The 18,756-nt window shown below is 62.6% G+C and carries 15 protein-coding genes; 8 read left to right on the top strand and 7 right to left on the bottom strand.

The window, feature by feature from the left end; genetic code table 11:
- Nucleotides 1–345: 345 nt before the first annotated feature.
- Entirely contained in the window at nt 346–2,196 is a 1,851-nt protein-coding gene (locus HF684_RS14500) for a glycosyltransferase family A protein (RefSeq protein ID WP_169253038.1), read from the bottom strand.
- 201 nt (nt 2,197–2,397) lie between these two features.
- On the opposite strand from HF684_RS14500, the gene HF684_RS14495 reads away from it, so the two are divergent.
- The 5 genes from HF684_RS14495 to HF684_RS14475 are packed head-to-tail and all read left to right on the top strand — an operon-like array spanning nt 2,398 to nt 8,596.
- Nucleotides 2,398–3,411, top strand: coding sequence for a TetR family transcriptional regulator C-terminal domain-containing protein (locus HF684_RS14495; RefSeq protein WP_248278961.1), 1,014 nt, complete (start codon nt 2,398–2,400; stop codon nt 3,409–3,411).
- 11 nt (nt 3,412–3,422) lie between these two features.
- Nucleotides 3,423–4,970, top strand: coding sequence for an ABC transporter substrate-binding protein (locus tag HF684_RS14490; protein WP_169253037.1), 1,548 nt, complete (start codon nt 3,423–3,425; stop codon nt 4,968–4,970).
- Nucleotide 4,971: 1 nt separating this feature from the next.
- Entirely contained in the window at nt 4,972–5,925 is a 954-nt protein-coding gene (locus HF684_RS14485) for an ABC transporter permease (protein WP_025779240.1), read from the top strand.
- A complete protein-coding gene (locus tag HF684_RS14480) occupies nt 5,922–6,839 on the top strand; it encodes an ABC transporter permease (RefSeq protein ID WP_025779242.1) in 918 nt (305 codons plus the stop codon). Before HF684_RS14485 ends, HF684_RS14480 begins: the two co-directional genes overlap by 4 nt.
- Nucleotides 6,839–8,596, top strand: coding sequence for an ABC transporter ATP-binding protein (locus HF684_RS14475; RefSeq protein ID WP_169253036.1), 1,758 nt, complete (start codon nt 6,839–6,841; stop codon nt 8,594–8,596). Before HF684_RS14480 ends, HF684_RS14475 begins: the two co-directional genes overlap by 1 nt.
- A 158-nt stretch (nt 8,597–8,754) precedes the next feature.
- On the opposite strand, the gene HF684_RS14470 is transcribed toward HF684_RS14475, so the two are convergent.
- From HF684_RS14470 to HF684_RS14460, 3 genes are all read right to left on the bottom strand, one after another.
- Nucleotides 8,755–10,134 carry a polysaccharide pyruvyl transferase family protein gene (locus HF684_RS14470; protein WP_169253035.1) on the bottom strand — a complete coding sequence of 460 codons (1,380 nt, stop codon included), beginning with the start codon at nt 10,132–10,134 and terminating at the stop codon, nt 8,755–8,757.
- A gap of 791 nt (nt 10,135–10,925) precedes the next feature.
- Nucleotides 10,926–11,150, bottom strand: coding sequence for a hypothetical protein (locus HF684_RS14465; RefSeq protein ID WP_169253034.1), 225 nt, complete (start codon nt 11,148–11,150; stop codon nt 10,926–10,928).
- Between the two features lie 103 nt (nt 11,151–11,253).
- A complete protein-coding gene (locus HF684_RS14460) occupies nt 11,254–12,000 on the bottom strand; it encodes a GAF and ANTAR domain-containing protein (protein ID WP_169253033.1) in 747 nt (248 codons plus the stop codon).
- A gap of 282 nt (nt 12,001–12,282) precedes the next feature.
- Between HF684_RS14460 and HF684_RS14455 the strand changes: the two genes are divergently transcribed.
- Nucleotides 12,283–12,456: a hypothetical protein gene (locus tag HF684_RS14455; protein WP_169253032.1), complete on the top strand. Its 174-nt coding sequence runs from the start codon at nt 12,283–12,285 to the stop codon at nt 12,454–12,456.
- Nucleotides 12,457–12,573: 117 nt separating this feature from the next.
- On the opposite strand, the gene HF684_RS14450 is transcribed toward HF684_RS14455, so the two are convergent.
- Nucleotides 12,574–13,527: an NADP-dependent oxidoreductase gene (locus HF684_RS14450; protein WP_169253031.1), complete on the bottom strand. Its 954-nt coding sequence runs from the start codon at nt 13,525–13,527 to the stop codon at nt 12,574–12,576.
- 176 nt (nt 13,528–13,703) lie between these two features.
- Between HF684_RS14450 and HF684_RS14445 the strand changes: the two genes are divergently transcribed.
- Nucleotides 13,704–14,744, top strand: a complete 1,041-nt coding sequence (locus HF684_RS14445; protein ID WP_169253030.1) for a Vms1/Ankzf1 family peptidyl-tRNA hydrolase — start codon at nt 13,704–13,706, stop codon at nt 14,742–14,744.
- Nucleotides 14,745–14,842: 98 nt separating this feature from the next.
- Nucleotides 14,843–16,393, top strand: coding sequence for an SDR family oxidoreductase (locus tag HF684_RS14440; protein WP_169253029.1), 1,551 nt, complete (start codon nt 14,843–14,845; stop codon nt 16,391–16,393).
- A 23-nt stretch (nt 16,394–16,416) separates the two neighbouring features.
- On the opposite strand, the gene HF684_RS14435 is transcribed toward HF684_RS14440, so the two are convergent.
- Nucleotides 16,417–17,283, bottom strand: a complete 867-nt coding sequence (locus HF684_RS14435) for an NAD-dependent dehydratase (protein WP_169253028.1) — start codon at nt 17,281–17,283, stop codon at nt 16,417–16,419.
- The gene (locus HF684_RS14430; protein WP_169253027.1) at nt 17,280–18,746 is read right to left on the bottom strand and encodes a deoxyribodipyrimidine photo-lyase; all 1,467 of its coding nucleotides are present in this window, start codon (nt 18,744–18,746) and stop codon (nt 17,280–17,282) included. Before HF684_RS14430 ends, HF684_RS14435 begins: the two co-directional genes overlap by 4 nt.
- Nucleotides 18,747–18,756 lie beyond the last annotated feature (10 nt).

Genomic DNA, 18,756 nt, shown 5'->3' with positions numbered 1-18,756 from the left:
GGCTGGACTCAGTCGGCTCCAGGGCGGTCGTGAGCGATCACGTGATTCGCCTTGGTGAGCAGCCAGACGTGGTTTCACACTGTAGATTCGGTTGTCTGTATCTGAAATTCTGAATCTGAACTCAGCTGCCGTACCGTACATTTGAGATCTTCGCGGACGGGCGGATTCGGAGCACCTTGTGCAACTTATTCGTCGGATTCTCTGCTGCAATTGCCCGGGTCTCGGTCGCCTTCACGTTTGATTCCATGCGAGGACCTTGCGTCTGGGGGCAATTCGCCGCTCCAGCGAAGTTGCTTCCGCGGAAGCATTCTCATTATTCTACTTAGGTTCAAGAGCAGTAACGAGCTATTTCTGATATCCGCGCTTTTTATGGGCTCTGACGCCTGTCGCCACTATGTCGACCGAGTTTCCTTCTGCGTCAGTCAGTTCGATCGTGCATTGCGGCCGCCTTGCGGCTGAACGTGGCAAAATGACCGACGCTTGGTCAGTTGAGTGGACGACGAGTCTGGCAGATTTTGACTTGGTTTTGTCGTCCGCTTGATAGGACGCAACTTTCATGGTCGAAACTGGTCCGCTGATCACGAAGATCCTAGAACGACCTACTTCGAATTGATCAACGACGTGCAGTTCATGTCTCTTGACGGGTTCGAGATGCTTCTCGGTCGGCCCGACGTCGACGGAAAGTCCGTCAGACTGATCGAAGAACACGATGCCCCCGACGGGGTCGCCGATAAGACGCGGAGCAATATCCAATCCGGCTGCTCTGGATATTCCGAAACGCTCACGTACCACCGTTGATGACCACTTCGCTTTGATGAATAGTTCCCAGATGCCCGAATCGGCCAATATCGAAACTGGTACATCGGTCGAAAATCTCACACGGGTTCCGAAACTCCGGTTATATGTCCGAGAGATACCGATCTTGGACGTGACCTTTGTTCCGAGCTTACGGTGGCGAAAGATGAATTGGGCACTGTCAGGAGCTCTGTCTAAGCCAGCCACTCCGAACTCTCCCCGAATAGTGAGCGCGTCTGCCGTAGTGGTTAGCGACTCGAGTGATTGGTCGAGCCTGATACGCAGGTCGCCCACGTCGGCACCTTGGCGGGGCTCATAGACCAACTGCCCGTGTTCCTCATCGAGGCGGATAGGCACCGGCTTTTTGTCCGCCACGAGACGACTGACGGTTTCAATCTCGTCGACGTCGCCGCGAACGGCAAGGTCTGCCAGGATCTGGGACTCGAGCACGCCGTGGTCGCGAATGCTTGACTTCCAATGGGGTGCGACGACTTCGCGGAACTCATTCACCATGACTTCACGTTCAGCTCGGTCGTGAGCAGGAAGCATCTTCTTTCCGAACACAGACTCGACCCCGGCTGCTCCGATAATCGGACGCCGGAGCAATCTGTCGCGGAGCTCACCTGGCTCAGTGTTTTCCACAATTGTTCTGACAAGTGTCAGGACTCTCATCAGGTGCTTGCGCGGAGGTTGGCCCGTGCTGGTGACATTCGTGCCATCCCCTCGACCGCGAGCCCAATAGTAGACCTTGTCAGCAAGGATCGAGACATGAGGACTATGGAGATAGGCTCGCATAGTGAAGGCCTGGTCCTCGCCGATGACAAACCCGAGCGGAAATCGTATGCCGTGCTCTTTGACGATCGAAGTGCGAAAGAGCTTCAGCGCGCCGAGCGTGGATACCGCTCGAGACTCGACGAAATCGACTGCCAATTTGGTTGCGCCGAATGCGGTCGAAGGTACGTTGCCAGCTCTCTTCCCGGCACCGAACTCTCCCATCTTGCAAAGGACTACGCCCGAACCGGTCTCGTCGGCGACTGTGACAACCCGCCTTAGTGTGTCGGGTTCCAACTTGTCATCGGCATCGAGGAAGAAGACGTAGCGTCCGCGCATTTCGTCCAGTCCGCGGTTGCGTGGGGCCGCCGCTGAGCCACTGTTCGGGATTGAGAACACCCGCATATCGGAGGAGCCGGCGGCTAGGCGTTCCAAAATCTGCAGCGAGTCGTCGGTGGAACCGTCGTCTACGGCGATGATCTCATAGCTCCCGGGGCTGATGTCCTGACTGCGGACAGAGCCGATGGTCTCCTCGAGGTACCGTGCGCAGTTGTAGACAGGAATCACAACACTTACGTCGATCGGGAACTCTTCGGCGGAAGAAGTTGTGGTCTGTGGTTCGGTGTTCAAGTACGGCTCCGGGGAACTGCTGAGGGGTTTGCTGGCTGCCCGTATAGGCTACGTCTGAAGTGGAGACTCATTCGGGAGGCACGACGAGCATCGGCCGTAATGCGAGGAAAGTCGCAGACCTTAGGAACTCTCGAGTGCCCACTACTACCCGAAACCCCAGTAAGTCTTGCCAAAATCGCAACTTGTGTGCAGACTGTACAGGTGGTCACGACAAGCGAAGGTGCGGACAGCACACAGAAATCCCTGGTGCTCCGTGTCCGCAACGCCATCAAAGACGCGGGAATCAATCACAGCGAAGTCGCCCGACGGATCGGGCTCGACGCGTCCAAACTCTCGAAATCCCTGGCCGGGACCCGCAAGTTCCGGGTCGAGGAGATCTCAGGCATCTCCGAACTCACCGGTGTCACCACCGACTGGCTCACGACCGGTCGCAGGGCGGGGGCGCCTCGGCGGGTGATGGTCACCGACGCACCCGCCCAGCACCGTGAAGTACCGGACGTAGTCGATGACGGGACGCGCGCTGACGCACAGGCTGCCGGGGGAGCGGGCGCCGGTCCGGCGCCGACGAAGGAATGGATGTCGAAGGGCACCCGAAACCGCGTGACGATCATCGTCGCCGCATGGGAGCTCTATGCCGACCTCGGCATCGACAGAGTCCGCACCGAAGACGTCGCGGACGCGGCCGGGGTGACCGCCTCGGCGGTGAACTACCACTTCCGGACGAAAGACCAACTGCTGCAGGCGGCACTGCGGTACTCGCTCGACATCATCGCCGAGACCCGGCACCTCAACGATGCATCCGACCCCATTTCTGTCCTCCGCCACTTCGCACGGCTCCACGCCGGCGTCGACTCGAAGATCCGCCGCGTCTGGTCGATCTGGCTCCAATGCTGGGCCCGAGCCTCCACCGACGAAGGAGCACGGGCGAATCTCACCGCCGTCTACGGCGAATGGCTCGACATGATCACGGCGGTCATTGACGCCGGACAGCGATCGGGCGCGATCCGCACCGGCGACAGCGCTCTCATGGTCAAGGCACTGGCGATCTTCATCGACGGACTCGGCGTCGCACGCACGACCGAACACATGCCTCTGACCGATGACGAAGCGCTGACCATGCTCGAGAACTACTTGGCCGCGCACATCCTCACCGACACCCGAACCCCGAAGTCAGAACGAGTTGCCGCAGCCGGCGGACCCGTACCGACGTCCTAGGAAGAAGGCACATGAGAACACCGAACCGAAGACAAGCGCTGGGGGCAGGCCTTGCCGTGGCCGGAGTGGCGGGCTTGAGCGCCTGCGGCGGCGCGGAAGTCGGTGCCGCCGACGCCGGCAAGCCCGTCAAGGGCGGGACCCTGCGCGTCGGTGTCACCGGCGGCAACTCCGCGGACACCGTCGACGCCCACATCCCCGTCAACAACGGCGATGTCTGCCGTGCCGTCAACCTCTACAACGCCCTGTACGGCTGGGATGACGACTCCCAGGTCGTGCCGTTGCTGGCCGAATCGATCAAGGCCAACTCCGACTCCACCGTGTGGACGTGCACGCTGAAGGAGGGTATCAAGTTCTCCGATGGCAAGCCGATCACCTCCGAAGACGTCGTTTTCACCTTCGAGCGGATCAACGACCCCGACGATCCGAAGACTGCGGCCGCGAACTTCTCCATGCTGGAGAAAGTCGTCGCCAAGGATGAGCGCACCGTCGAGTTCCGACTCAGCGAACCCAATGGCCTGTTCAAGGACGCCGTCGCCGAATACACCGCCGCCATCGTCCCCGTCGGCTACGACCCGGAGAATCCGGTGTGCTCGGGACCGTTCAAACTCAAATCCTTCACCGCCGCCCAGTCGACGGTGCTCGTGCCCAACGAGCACTATTTCGACTTCGACAAGATGTACCTCGACGAGGTGGAGGTGCTCAACTTCAACGACGACGACGCCCTCATCAACGCCCTCTTGTCCACCCAGGTGGACGCGATCGCCGGCATCCCACTCGCCCTCGTCGAAGTCATCGCCGCCGATGAGCGCATGTCCATCCTCAACTCGAAGACAGGCATGTGGCTGCCCTTCACGATGCGCGTGGACAAGAAGCCCTTCGACGACGTCAAGGTCCGACAGGCCTTCCGGCTCGTCGTCGACCGCGAACAGATGATCGAACAGGTGCTCTCCGGCTACGGCACCCTGGGCAACGACATGTTCGGACCGTTGAGCGAGAACTACCCGGACTTCCCGCAACGCAAACGCGACATTCCGAAGGCCAAGAAGCTCCTCGCCGAGGCGGGCTATCCCGACGGGCTCGAGGTCGAACTCGTCACCGCCCCCATCCAGTCCGGTGCCGTCGAATCCGCGCAGGTCTTCGCCCAGCAGGCCGCCGACGCCGGAATCACGGTGAAGATCCGCAGGGTGGACGCGACGACGTTCTTCGGCGACGAATACCTCAAATGGGACTTCGCCCAGGACTTCTGGTACACCCGTGACTTCCTGCCGCAGGTCATCGCCTGTTCGCTCGAGGAGTCACCATTCAACGAAACCCACTGGGACGATCCGACATTCAACAAGGTCTTCGACGAGGTCCGGGCCATCCCGGAGGCGAATGACCGACGCGACCGAGAACACGAACTGCAGAAGATGCTCTACGACGACGGCGGCTACATCGTCTGGGGCTTCGCCAACCAAGTCGATGCCTTCCAGAAATACGTGGGCGGGCTCGTCCCGAACTCCACAGGGCGACCTCTGAGCGGGTGGAGATTCGACCGCGTGTGGATTGGAGAGGTGTGACATGTTCGGAAAAGTGATCGGAAAGCGGCTGCTCTTCTCCGCCTTCATCCTCATCGCCGTGTCTCTGCTCGTATTCGGCGCCACCCTGCTGCTGCCCGGTGACGCGGCACGCGCGATCCTCGGCCAGCAGGCCACGCCGGAGCGCATTGCGGCACTCAACGAACAGCTGGGACTCGACCAACCCGCCTGGCAGCGGTACCTCACCTGGCTGGGAGGCCTCTTCGTCGGTGACTTCGGCACCTCCTCGGCGAGTGGCGGCTCCGTGGCCGCACTCCTCGGTGATCGTGTTTGGGCGTCCTTCGTCCTCATGGGACTGGCCGCGGTCATTTCCGTGCCGTTGGGCATCGGACTCGGTGTCTTTCAGGCCCTGCATCGCGGGAAGCGGCGCGACCAGGCGATGACCGGCATCAGCCTGGTGCTTGCGGCCATGCCCGAGTTCGTCATCGGCATCGGACTCATCGCGATCTTCGCCACCTCGGTGTTCCAGATCCTGCCGGCCGTGACCCTGGCACCGCCGGGCGAACCCGTGTGGAACCGACCTCAGCAGCTCATTCTGCCGACCCTGACGCTCATCCTCGTCGTCACCCCCTACATCGTGCGGATGATGCGAGCGACGATGATCGAAGTCCTCGACTCCGGCTTCGTCGAAATGGCGCGACTCAAAGGCGTCCCGGAGAAACGCGTGATCATACGCCACGCCGTGCCGCACGCTCTTGGACCGGTCGCTCAGGTCGTCGCTATCCAGCTGGCCTGGCTGGCCGGCGGTGTGGTCGTCGTCGAGTTCCTCTTCCGTTATCCGGGACTCGGCCAAGCACTCATCGATGCGGTGACCTACCGTGACGTGCAGGTCGTCCAGGCGATCTCCATGCTCGTCGCCGCCGTCTACGTCGTGGTGAATCTGGCGGCCGATGTCGTCGGCATCCTCACCAACCCGAAACTCAGGAGCGCAGCATGAGCACCGACGCCAACAGTCTTGATGACCTCAAGTCCGCGGCCACCGATGCCGCCGAGGTGCCCAAGGAATCCCAGACCACCTATGTTCCCTTCTACAAGCGGGTGCTCGCGCAGAAACAGGGGAAGATCGGTCTGATCATCACCGTGGTCGTCGTCGCTCTCGCCCTGTGCGGTCCGCTGCTGCTGCCCTGGGCGACCGGCAACACCGCCACCGAATTCGTCACGAAGCCGTTCAGCCCCTACGGTCTGTTCGGCTCGGACAACCTCGGCCGAGATGTTCTCTCCCGGTTCCTCGCCGGCGGTGTGACACTCATCGTCTACGGTGTGCTCGCCACGGCGCTCGGCATGGTCGTCGGCGCGATCATCGGCATGCTCGCCGCCTACGTCGGAGGAACCTTCGACGCCGTGATCATGCGGCTCAATGACGTCATCCTCGCCATCCCGCAGCTCGTATTCGCCCTCCTGGCGATCACCGTGCTCGGACCGCAGGGATGGGTGCTCGTGACCGTCATCGGTCTCACCCACGCACCACGCATCGCCCGCGTCGCGAGGTCCGCGACCCTGGGGGTGATCACCGAGGACTACATCAAGGCAGCGGAGATGTACGCGATGCCCCGGTGGAAGGTGCTCATCCGTGAGCTGCTGCCCAACATCACCGGACCGCTGAGCGTGGAGGCAGGCCTGCGCCTGACCTACTCCATCGGCTACATCGCCTCGCTGTCCTTCCTCGGACTCGGCCTGCAGCCGCCCGCGGCTGACTGGGGTCTGATGATCAACGAGAACCGCATCGCCCTGTCCATCCAACCCTGGGGTGTGCTGCTGCCGGTCATCGCGATCGCACTGCTGACCATCGGCACCAACCTGCTCGCGGACTCCTTCGCCCGAGCCACTGCATCAACATCCGTGGAGGCATGATGAGCCCGAAGACAGAGACCGTTCGCCACGATGATGCGAACGAACCGAACGAGAAGATCGTCCTGCGTGTGTCCGACCTGCGCGTCCTGACGAACGCCGGGGACGAAATCCTCCACGGAGTCGACTTCGCCCTGTCCCGCGGTGAGATCCTCGGACTCGTCGGCGAATCCGGTTCCGGTAAGACCACGGCCGGCCTGGCCTGCATGGGACACTTCCGAGAAGGTCTGAAGTTCGGATCCGGGTCCGTGAGCATCTGGCCGCGCGGTGATGCCTCCCATCTTGAGGTCGGCGACCTCGACGAGGTGGCCCTGCGAGACCTGCGCGGATCCCGAATCGCGTACATCCCGCAGGATCCGGCGCTCTCGCTCAACCCCGCCATGCGCGTGGGTGAGCAGATCCGGGAAGTCCTCGACATCCACGGCTTCGGAGCCTCCGACCGTGAGCGAGCCGATCGCGTCGCCGAGGTGCTCGTCGACGTCGGCCTGCCCGGGGATCGGGCCTATCAGCGACGGTGGCCCCATCAGCTCTCGGGCGGTCAACAGCAGCGCATCGGCATCGCCATGGCCTTCGCCATGTACCCCGACGTGCTCATCCTCGACGAACCGACGACAGGTCTGGACGTGTCCACCCAGTCGGTCGTGCTCGACACGATCCGGCAGATGACGGTGGCGAACAACGTCGCCGGTCTCTACATCACCCACGACCTCGCGGTGATCAAGGACATCTCCGACCGGGTCGCCGTGATGCTGCGCGGCAACCTCGTCGAAGAGGGCCCGGTGTCGGCAGTGCTCGAACGTCCGCAGCATGAGTACACGCAGATGCTCATGGCTGCGGTGCCCGACCTCGCCGGCCGCAAGACCATCGGCGACGGCGCCGCCGAAGCGAAGGCCGTCACCGAGTCCGACGAGAAGACGCACGTCCTCGTGTCGGCCGGGGAGAAGCCGGTTGAGACGGATCGGGATCGGACCGACGCCGACGGGGCGACCGCCTCGGCGGGGGACGGTGCTGAGCCTCTGCTCGAGGTCAGGGATGTGGCGCTGGCCTACGGAAAGGCGCAGATCCTCGACGGGATCAATATGGTCCTGGAACCGGGGGAGTGCACGATGCTGCTCGGCGAATCTGGATCGGGTAAGACGACCCTGTCGCAGTGCGTGGCCGGGCTCAACGACGACTACAAGGGGTCTGTTCGACTGCGCGGCACAGAGCTGGCACGGTCGACGCGCAAACGCACGAACGAGCAGCGCGTCGGCATCCAGTACGTGTTCCAGTCGCCGTTCTCCTCCCTCAATCCGCGGCGATCGATCGGTCAGTCACTGACTGTGCCCTTGGAGATGAGCGGCCAGGGTACGGCCGCGAGTCGGAAGGCCACCGTCGAGGAAGCCCTCGATTCTGTGCGGCTGGGACGGTCGTTCTATCACCGGCGTCCCGGTGACCTCTCCGGCGGTGAGCGGCAGAGGGCCGCGATCGCCCGAGCGCTCGTCAACGCGCCGTCGGTGATGGTCTGTGATGAGATCACCTCGGCCCTTGACGTCAGCGTGCAGGCCTCGATCGTCGCCCTGCTGCGGACCCTGCGGGAGGAGCGACAGCTGGCGATGCTCTTCGTCACACACAACATCGCGCTTTCCCGGCACGTCGCCGATAACCTCGCGGTGCTCAACAAGGGCAAGATCGTCGACTACGGGCCGACCGCGCAGGTGCTCGAGGATCCATCGCACGAGTACACACGGGCGCTGATCGCCGACGTGCCGAAGTTCTGAGGGGCAGCCTGTCCGGGCGGGCGGCCTTTCGGTTTCGCGACACAGTCTCAGTTGGATAGTTCCTGATTGGATTAGGACAGCCCCTCCCGCAACTGCGCCGGACCACCGGTGTGCCGCATTCGGCTCAGATAACCGAGCCGGGTGCGTGTCGGGTCCGTTCAGCGGCCGGTGCGGCGCTGGAGCAACCGACGCGCTACTCGCCGTACGTAACCCGCGAGCCGAGTCGAGAAGCGTCGATTGATCTCTGCTTGAAGTTCTGCGTTCCGCTGAGTGAGTGACTCCACTTCTGATGACAGTGACTTCACTTCAGATGAGAGGGAATCAACCTTCTTTGTGAGCGTACCCAACTTCGTGCGATACTTGCGCCCCGATGTGAACTGCTTGAGGTAGGCTCTCTCGGCTTTCCCCAGTTTACGGCGAAGGTCGAACTCATCCGTATCAAGGATCTGCGACCTAGCCACCAGAGAGTCCGCGACTGACTGGAAGTCATACCGTTGTGCACCGGCATTCGAATTAAGCACATGGGCACCCAACGCCTCATGTATGTAGGTGTAAGTGGACATCAGATAGGCCGTGTACTCGGGATTATCTTCGGGCGCCGAACTTGCCTGATCGAGGATCTGGAATGATTGTTCAGCATCCCACTTATCGAACGGAAGCACGCGTTCCGGGTGTCCTATTGCCTCGTAGAAATGGGGAAGCTTGTCATTCCACTCCAGAGCGACAGTAGGAATGCCAAATGAGTAGGAGATTATCGAGGAGTGCATACGTATAGATGCAACTTTTGATCGGGTCGCGATCGCCTGGACAACCTCTCGAGTCGTCTGCGGGAGTATGGTTTGCTCATCTGAGAGACCGTGTTTCTCGGCGAAGATTCGCAAAGTATTGTTGTCTCCTAAGCTCCCATTTGTGTACAGCATGGGGGTCATGCCGTGGGATTCTGCGAGAGTGACCAGGTCGGCCAGGTACGACAATTCCTGCGAGAGTCCCCAGTCACGCTGGTTCGCTTTGAACAATCCGCCGCGGACTACATTGATGCCGATCGTGCCATCGGGAACGACATCGGTCATTCCATAGACAAACTTGGTCCACGTTGCCGGATCCGCAACTTGTCTCACCTCGAATGTTGAATCCTTGGCTACCTCCTGGAAAAGAGGTAGATTCTCGCGAACAGATAGAGCTCGGACACAGCGCTTACTCACGATATTGGCTATAGCGTCCACTCGCCCACGGTCGGCACCCATATTGTTCAAGCCCATCGAGGAGAACACCACGGGAATCCCCCGCTCGTCGGCTGCAGCGGTGATCCGATCCATATATTCGTAGAATCCAAGATATGACTGACCGAAGAGCCCACCGCCGCCAAAGAAGATGGCATCACAGCGTTCGAGTTGAGATTCGTCGAAGCCCTTTAGCGACAGCGGAGCGAGCTCGTAGTCGTCGGAGCTAAGGCCATAGTTCTCGAGAGCAACTTCGAGCAACGCGAGAAAGCTGGTGCCAATGAGGTTGTCGCCGAAGTTGTCGTCGACATAGGACACTGTTGCAATTCGTAGTGACGAGGCCATGCGTTGGATACCTTCAAGTGATCTACTAGTCAGAAGTGAGGGATTCTAGATGAGTTGCGAGCGAGTCTAGCTGATCAGTGGACTACATCGTATGAACAGGGCACCGGCAGTAGATCCAACCCAAATCAAAACACACCTACCTCATCGAACCGCTTCGGCGGGCGGACTCAACTCGCGTGTCTGCCGCTCGTGATTCCTGGCGCACCGTCAAGCAGTCCGGCTTAGGTCTTGCGAGGTGATCTTCCATGGCATTTGAAGGAGACGACGCTCTAGATGAAATCCGAGCTCTGGTGGACCAAGTGCAACTTGAATCAGTGGAGTTCCACGAAGTGTCTGCCCGCTGTTTCGACTCCGCGTCGGACGGCGAGGACGGAGAGATCTTGACCGAAGTCCAAATCAGAGAAAGTTTAGGCGGTTTGTTCGCTTGGTACCCACCGCAGAAGTGGCAATCGGCGAGGCTGTCGTCAGCGTAATAGGTGAGTATTCGATGGCTAGGGCGTTGACCGCAGCAGTCGGACGATTGAGCAGTTCGTCAATGAAGTCGCTGTTATGACCATATTGCCCTCGTTCCGTGAGGGGCTGACCAGGGTCACCGCGTAAATGCCCGGCAAGGCGCTGTATATTCCGAACTTTCTGCGTGGCGAGATTGCCGTGGAGCCGCCCGAAGAGGACGTCTGTGAGAGACGACGCTGAAGCGTCGACGCAGCTGAACGGGTGGCGGCGGCAGCTATGGACCCCGTGTCTGACCTGGCTATTGACGGCGATCAGCGATCTGTCGGCGGCGTATCGGGCGGACCGTCAGTCGGTTCGGCGTCCGGGTCCTCATCGCTGTCGTCGTCGGCATCGTCGTGCCGACCGAACTCCTCGGGATCGACGTTGTCGAGGTAGGCCGCCGACGGCGCTCCACCGGCATCGTGGTCGAGATTCTCCGCAGCCTTGCGCATACTGCCTGCGGTGCTGTCGTCAGTGCTGTTGTCTTCGGTCGACATGAAAGTCGCCTTTCGCTGGAAAGCGCGGGTGGAAAGTCAGTCTACGGGGTGGTGTTGAGCGCGTCGACCGAACATTTCGACAATCCGGTGGAGGGCCGATCACTCACTCGGTGAACGGCGTGATCGGCTCGGGTTGACCGAGTGAGTCGACGAGGTCACCGGCGAGCGTGCGCAGTTTGATATTGCGATGCGATGACGCCTTCTTGAGAATGGCGACAGCTTCCTCCTGGCTGCAGGCCGCCTGGGCCATGGTGATTCCGATGGCCACGTCGATGACGGTACGGGATTCCATTGCCCGCTGTCGGTGTTCGGCTGCTTCGGCGAAGCGCGCGGTTCGGACTGCCACGCGCAGTGACCTCTTCACCGGTTCCACGAATCTTTGCACTTTCGACAGCGTCGGCTCCCCGAGGCTGCGGGGTTGCATGGCGTAGAAGGTCATGACCGCTTGCGCAGTGTCATCGATGTCGAGCGGGACCGCCACCAAGCTTCGCAGATCGTCAAGCACAGCGATGTCCATGAAGTCTCGCCAGCGCTTCTCTTCCTCGGCGTCATCGACGCAGATGATCGTGCGGCTCTTCGTTGCCTCCACACGCGGGCCGGCTCCGAGGTAGGTGTGGATGTCTTCGAATCGTCTCGCTGCGTCGTCGCTGCCGCCGACAATGGTGTTGCGTCTGTTGCGGACCAGCGTGATCCCGCACGAGACCGGAGAATCCTGACTGACTTCGGCGGCGGCCATGGTTGCGAGCTCATCCACGAAGGTGCCGAGCTCGTCTTCTGAGGCCAGGAGTCTGATGAGGAGTTCTGCGACCGATTCGTGGTGGGGGTCGGGCGCAGCAACGGTGTCTTTCAACGTCGGCGGTTCAGTTCTGAGCCGCTGGCGTTGATGATCCGCGCGAGAATCTGCGGGCAAAGGGGAAGGCGATACACAATCAGGGGTCCTCACATCTGGAGGCCGCCTGCTTGACCTTGCAACATCCTACGCAAAGCTGGTGCTGCGCCCAAAATCGGTTTCGGACAATTGCTCAGGCGGTCAGGCTGGGACACGATCGGTTTACCGGGCAGTACCCCTACCGAGCTGCCTGAAACAGTGTCAGCATGGGTTCATGCACTCGAGAGAGAAGGGATGATCGTGATGAGCGATTCCAGCGAAGACGAGAAGGATCTGACAAAGGTCCCCGAGGACGCCAAAGACGATGTTGCGGAAAAACCCGGCACGGATTCCGCGTCGATGCAGCATAAAGACAACTTGGTCGATGAATGGGAGGAAGAGTCCTTCCCCGCAAGTGATCCGCCGGCGCACTACTGACACCTGTAATCGCAGGGCCCGGCACCGTTGCACAGGTGCCGGGCCCTGTTTTGCCGCCGAGACGGAGCTCGAAGCCGCGGCGGCCCCGCCGCCAGCTCCGTGAGGACTGCGTTTCGTTTACTCGTCCATTGTGAGTACGAGTTTTCCGGTTGTGCGATTGGTCTCGCCCTCTCGGTGGGCTTCTGCTGCCTCTGTGAGAGGGAACGTCCCGGCGATGGTGGCACGCAGTGCACCATCGTCGACGAGTCCGGAGACGATTTCCAGCGTGCTGCGCGAGGAGTCCACGAGCATTCGAAGAGCTCGCACTCCGAGCTGATCTGCTTCGCGAAGGAGATCAGCGGAGCCGACGGGGATGAGCGACACGAGACAGCCTCCTTTGCGAAGAGTGTGCAGGGAGCGCATCGCTGTGTCACCGCCGATCGTGTCGAGCACCGCGTCCACGTCTCGCACTCGATCGGCGAAGTCGTCCGTACGATAGTCGATGACCTCATCGGCGCCGAGTTCGCGCAAGAAGCCGTGTTTCTCCGCGCTCGCGGTTCCGATCACGTATGCGCCCCGCGCCTTCGCGATCTGCACAGCGATGTGCCCGACGCCGCCTGCGGCCGCGTGGATCAGCACGCGCTGTCCCGACTGCACGTCCGCATTCTCGACGAGCGCTTGCCAGGCGGTCAGTGAGACGAGGGGGAGTGCTCCCGCCTGCACATGATCGACCGATCGGGGTTTCGCTGCGAAGAATCTGGACGGGGTGGCGACGTATTCGGCGTGGGAGCCGAGTCCGAACGGGTACGACAGCATGCCGAACACCTCGTCTCCGGGTTTGAAAGTCGCGACGCCGATGCCGACATCTTCGACTACGCCAGAGACGTCCCAGCCGAGCACCAAGGGCAACGTGTCAATGAAGCCGCGGCCGGAACGGTGCTTCCAATCAGTGGGATTGAGGCCCGCCGCCTGAACTTTGACGAGGATTTCGTTGGGGCGGGGCTCCGGGCGCGGAATCTCGGTGATTTCGAGAACGTCGGCGCTGCCGAAAGTCTGCTGGCTGACGGCGCGCATCATCGCTTCGGTGTTCATGGCCCCATTGTGCCACTTCAGACGTCGGAGCCGTCCTGGAGAAGTAAAGGGACTGGCACGGATTGTCAAGACTGTTTACAGGGTCTGCGCACAATGCCAGGCTGAGAAGACCGCGCCCAGCGGTGGGTCCTGCGGGGTCCGGACAGATGAACACAGATGCTGAGGAGGAACAAGGGATGAACCACAGTCACTTGCGCACGGTCTACGAGAGCGGCGGTCCATATGCCACGGTCTACCTTGAGGGTCGTGCTCCTTCAGCGGATGCCGAGACGCAGCTGCGCCTGCGCTGGTCGGAGCTGCGAGACCAGCTGTCCGAAAGCGGGGCAGAGGAGTCGCTCCTCGAGCCCATTGACGCGATCATCCTCGTCGACGAACCCACCGAGGTGCACACGGACGGTCGGACCATCGTTGCGAACTCGGGGGGAGTTCTGCTTGACGAACACTGGGATGCGGCGTTGGGAGAAGGCGACGCGGCGCACTACGGAGACGTGCCCGAACTCGGAGCCTACCTCCGCCAGGAATGCAGGCAGTTCGACGTCGTGCTTGTCATCGCCGGACAGGATGGAGCGGCCGTGCGTGAACTGAGCGTGACTCCGGATCGTGAACGCACCGAGAACGAGTCGGTCCACGTGACCGGCGACAACGACGAAGACATCAACAAGCCGCGGCGAGGAGCATACTCACACAACCAGATCCGGCGTCGCGTCGACGAGATCATCAAAGACAACGCTCGCGCTGTCGCCGACTTCATCGACCGACTGATCACCGACCATGCACCGAACGCCGTCGTGTTGGCAGGAGAAGTGCAGGGCAGAACGGTTGTCAAGGCCGAACTGTCGGTGAGGGCCGAAGAGCTGCTGCACGAGATATCAGAAGGCGGCAACGACGATGATGGTGCCGAAGAGGCGATCGATGTGGCGGTGCGAACACTCGTGACTAAACTCGCCGGCGAGCGCGAGGCCGATAACTCCGAACGGCTGGCCGAGAGCAAAGCCCACGACCGCGCGGTCGAAGGTCGCACCGAAGTCGCGAAAGCAGTCGAGCGCGGTGCAGTGGCGACCCTGCTGCTCGACGACGCCGAGGCGGCAGAGGGAGATTCAGACATCATCGCCCAGGCTGTTCTGTCCTCGGCAGAGATCGGGCTCAGTCATGATCCGATGTCCGAAAACATCGCCGCGATCCTTCGATACGACGTGGGTGCTGCGTTGGCGGACTGAGGTGCAACTATCTCCTGGTAGATAGTATCCAATGGGTTAATAAAATGTGTAGGCTTGGTCCATGACAGCCGATCCCGGCAGGCCGGAAGGACCCTCGGATGAATCGCCCGACGAAACGCTCGACACCGCACCACTCGGAATCACTCGGTGACGAAGTCATCCGACAGACCCGCACCCCGCGCCGTGTCCTCGTGCTTGGGGCGACCGGCTACATCGGCGGTCGCCTCGTGCCTCGCCTGCTTCAGGCCGGTCACGAGGTCCGGGTCGGGGTGCGGCGACCGGAGAAGCTCAAACAAGTTCCATGGGTAGCCGACGTCGACGTGAGAACCGTCGATCTCGACTCCGGCCGCGGACTGTCCGACAGCCTCACCGGCATCGACACGGCCTATTACCTGGTGCACTCCATGGGCTCTGGCGGGGACTTCGAAGCCGCCGAGTCCGCGGCGGCCACCCGTTTCGCCGACGAAGCCGCCGGGGCGGGTGTGGGCCGCGTCGTCTACCTCGGAGGACTCCATCCGGAGGGACGCGAACTGTCCAAACACATGCGCTCGCGGGCGACCGTCGGACGGATTCTGCTTGACTCCGAGGTCGACGCGATCGTCTTCAACGCCGGCATCATCATCGGCTCCGGCTCCGCCTCGTTCGAAATGATCCGCCATCTCGCCCTGACGCTGAGGTGGATGCCGGCACCGGACTGGGTGGCCAACCGCGTCGAACCGCTGTCGGTCCGTGACGCTCTCTACTATCTTCTCTCCGCCGCTGACGTCGACGGACGGGTCAATGAGTCCTTCGACATCGGTTCGCGCCAGATCCTCACGTACGCCGACGTGATGCGCACCTTCGCCTCAGTCGCGGGCCTCAAGCCTCGACATGTCCTCGCGCTGCCGCTGCCCGCCCCGACCCTGTCGGGCATCTGGGTCGGACTGGTGACACCGCTGCCGTTCCGCCTCACCCTGCCTCTCGTCCAGTCGCTGCAGGAGGACGCGGTGGCCACATCACATGCGATCGACGAGGTCATCCCACCGCCCGAATCCGGGCTGATCAGGTTCGACGATGCCGTCCGACTCGCGCTGCGTCGCGAAGTCGAGGGCGCCGTGGACACGAACTGGGACGCCGACGCCGGAGAGCTCGACGAGGCGGCCAGCCCGCTGCCGAATGACCCGCAGTGGGCGGGACGGCGCATCTGCACCGACGAACGCGCGGCAACGATTCCCGGTCTCTCGGCCGCCGATGTGTGGCCCGTGATCGAGGGCATCGGCGGGGCTCAAGGCTGGTACTCCTGGCCCCTGGCCTGGAAAGTCCGCGGAATCTGGGACAAAGCCGTCGGCGGCGCCGGCCTCAACCGAGGTCGACGGCTGCCCGATTCCCTGCGCATCGGCGATCCCGTCGATTGGTGGAGGGTCGAACAGCTGGAGCGGAACTCGCGTCTGCTGCTGCGCGCCGAGATGAAGGTCTCCGGTCATGCGTGGCTCGAATTCACGCTGACCGACTCAGCCGACGGCTGCGAGTACCACCAGACAGCGACCTTCATTCCCACCGGTGTGCGCGGCCGCCTCTACTGGGCCCTCGTCGCCCCGTTCCACCGATTCATCTTCCCCGCAATGGCGAAGAACATCGCCGCCGAGGCGCGCCGTCGGGTGCGAGCGTGAACGGTCCCCGATCTCGTTCGTGATCAGGCAGTTGCCGTCAGCATCGACGCGAAGCCGTCCCGGTAGGTGGGGTAGCCGAGTTCGCCCACAAGTGCGCGGAAGCGAGTTCCGTCGATCCGTTTGCCGCCCGGCTTCTCGTCCTCGACATGGCCGGGGACGGGCACGCCGAGGCGGTCGGCGATGAAGGCGGCGACCTCGCCCATCTGGGCAGGTTGGGAATCGACGGCATGGACCAGGTTCGGCGGTTCCGGGTCAAGGGTCAAGCGCTCCAGTCCGTGCACCAGATCGTCCCGGTGGATGCGGTTCGTCCACCGCTGATGGTTGAGCTGCTGCCCGCGTCGCACGGAGTCGATGAGACGGGTGCGGCCAGGTCCGTAGATGCCAGCCGGGCGCACGATCGTGACGTGGTCGAAGAGTTCGGCCGCTTCGGACTCGGCTGCCGCGAGCACCTCACCCGGCCCGGACTCCGGGGCGACTGGAGTGTCTTCGGTGGTCACACGTGTCGGGTCCTCAGCGAGGACACGCGTGGAGGAGACGAGGACGACTCGGCCCGGCTGTGACTCGAGCACGCGCGCGAGGCCTCTCAGTCCGTGGAGGTAGGACCGTTCGTATCCGGCCCGAGTCGGTTCGTCCGGAGTGAGGGTGATGACGACCGCGTCGAGTGCGTCCAGTCGTGGATCGCTGCGGACCGGGGCGTCGGCCCCGCCGCGCTCTGGCGCTCCGAGGTGGGAGAGGTCCATGCTGATCGTCTCGAAGGCATCGGGCAGTTCGGCGACGCGCCGGCGCAGTCCGATCACCTCGTGCCCCTGGTCGACCAGCCGCAGTCCCAACCGTGTGCCTAAGTCTCCGCACCCGGCCAGGAGAATTCTGCGTCCGTTCGTCGTGCTCATTTCGCCTCGCTCTTCATCCGGTCATAGGCTGCCAGCGCCGCCTGGCGCGATGCCTTGAGATCGACGATCGGCTCGCGATCGCCGTGTGAACGTTCCGTTCGGGTGAGACCGCCCGGCCCGCGGCCCACCCACCTGCTCACGTACTCGCTGTTCGGATCGAAACGCTCACGTTGGCGTTCGGGATTGAAGATCCGAAAGTACGGGGCCGCATCGGCTCCGCACCCGGCGACCCATTGCCACGAGACGGGATTGTTGGCTTCATCGGCGTCGACGAGCGTGTCCCAGAACCACTGTTCGCCGTGCCACCAGTGGATGAGCAGATTCTTCGTCAGGAAGCTCGCCGTGGCCATCCGCACTCGATTGTGCATCCACCCGGTCTGCCACAGCTGCGCCATGCCGGCGTCGACGAGGGCAATCCCGGTCGTACCGCTGCGCCAATGCTCAAGCGCCTCGGGGTCGTCCTCATAGGGGAAGGATGCGAATTCCGGCCGCATCGGCTCGGACTCGATGGCCGGCAGGTGATAGGTCAGGTGCCAGGAGAACTCCCGCCAGTAGAGCTGCCGGATCCATGCCTGCCGGTCATCATCGCTGACCGTCGGCAGGTCCAGGGCCGCGGCCAGCAGCTGCCGTGGGGAGAGTTCGCCGAAGCGCAGTCTCGGAGACAGGCCGGACGTGCTGTCGGGGTCGGCGGGGACATCGTGCGAATCTGCGTAGCCGTCGACCCCGTCGCTCACGTCCGCCAGCGCTCGGGCCGCCTCTCGACACCCGGGGCTCCAGTGCTCGGCCACGGTCGTCTGCCACCACTGCGGGGTCCTCGCCGAGGCGAATTCGCCCGAGCCCGTGTCTGTTCCGTCGAGAAGGCCGAGGCCGTCGAGGTTGCGCATCCACGAGTGCCCGTCGAGCGTCTGCCGGTGCGCCTTCGTCAGAGAGGTCTGTCTGCGCGGGGCCGGGAGGACGTCGCCGACGCTGCGATCGCGTACGGCGTTGAAATAAGGGGTGAACACCTTGTAGAAGTCTCCGCCCTGCGGGCTGATAGTCCAGGGTTCGACGAGCAGCGCGCCGGTATGGGAGTGCACAGCACGCCCGGCATCAGCCAGGTCCGTCTTGATCTGCGCGTCGAGGTCACGTGAGGCCGGTGCATAGCGGCGTGACCAGCGGACGGCATCGACCTCCAGGTCCGCGGCCGCCTGCGGGACGATGTCCGCGGCGGAGCCTGCTGCGAAGAGCAGCGGGATCTCGAGCTGCGCGAGTTCGGCCTCCAAGACGCGCAACGACTCATGAGCCCACCACCGCGCGGCCCCACCCAGCGGACGGGGGCCCAAGCCGTCGTCGCTGCGGGACTCCCTGATCCAGAGACCGATCACCTGCCCCTCGGCGCGGGCCGCTGTCAGTGCCTCGTGATCGTCGACGCGCAGGTCGTCGCGGAACCAGACGAGAGTGAGGTGTTCACGGTTGTGGCTCACCGGTCGCCTC

It is taken from the genome of Brevibacterium sp. 'Marine', from assembly GCF_012844365.1.
Taxonomy (GTDB): domain Bacteria; phylum Actinomycetota; class Actinomycetes; order Actinomycetales; family Brevibacteriaceae; genus Brevibacterium.
The sequence above is the reverse complement of the archived record's forward strand: the minus strand, read 5'-3'. Positions and strand labels throughout refer to the sequence as shown.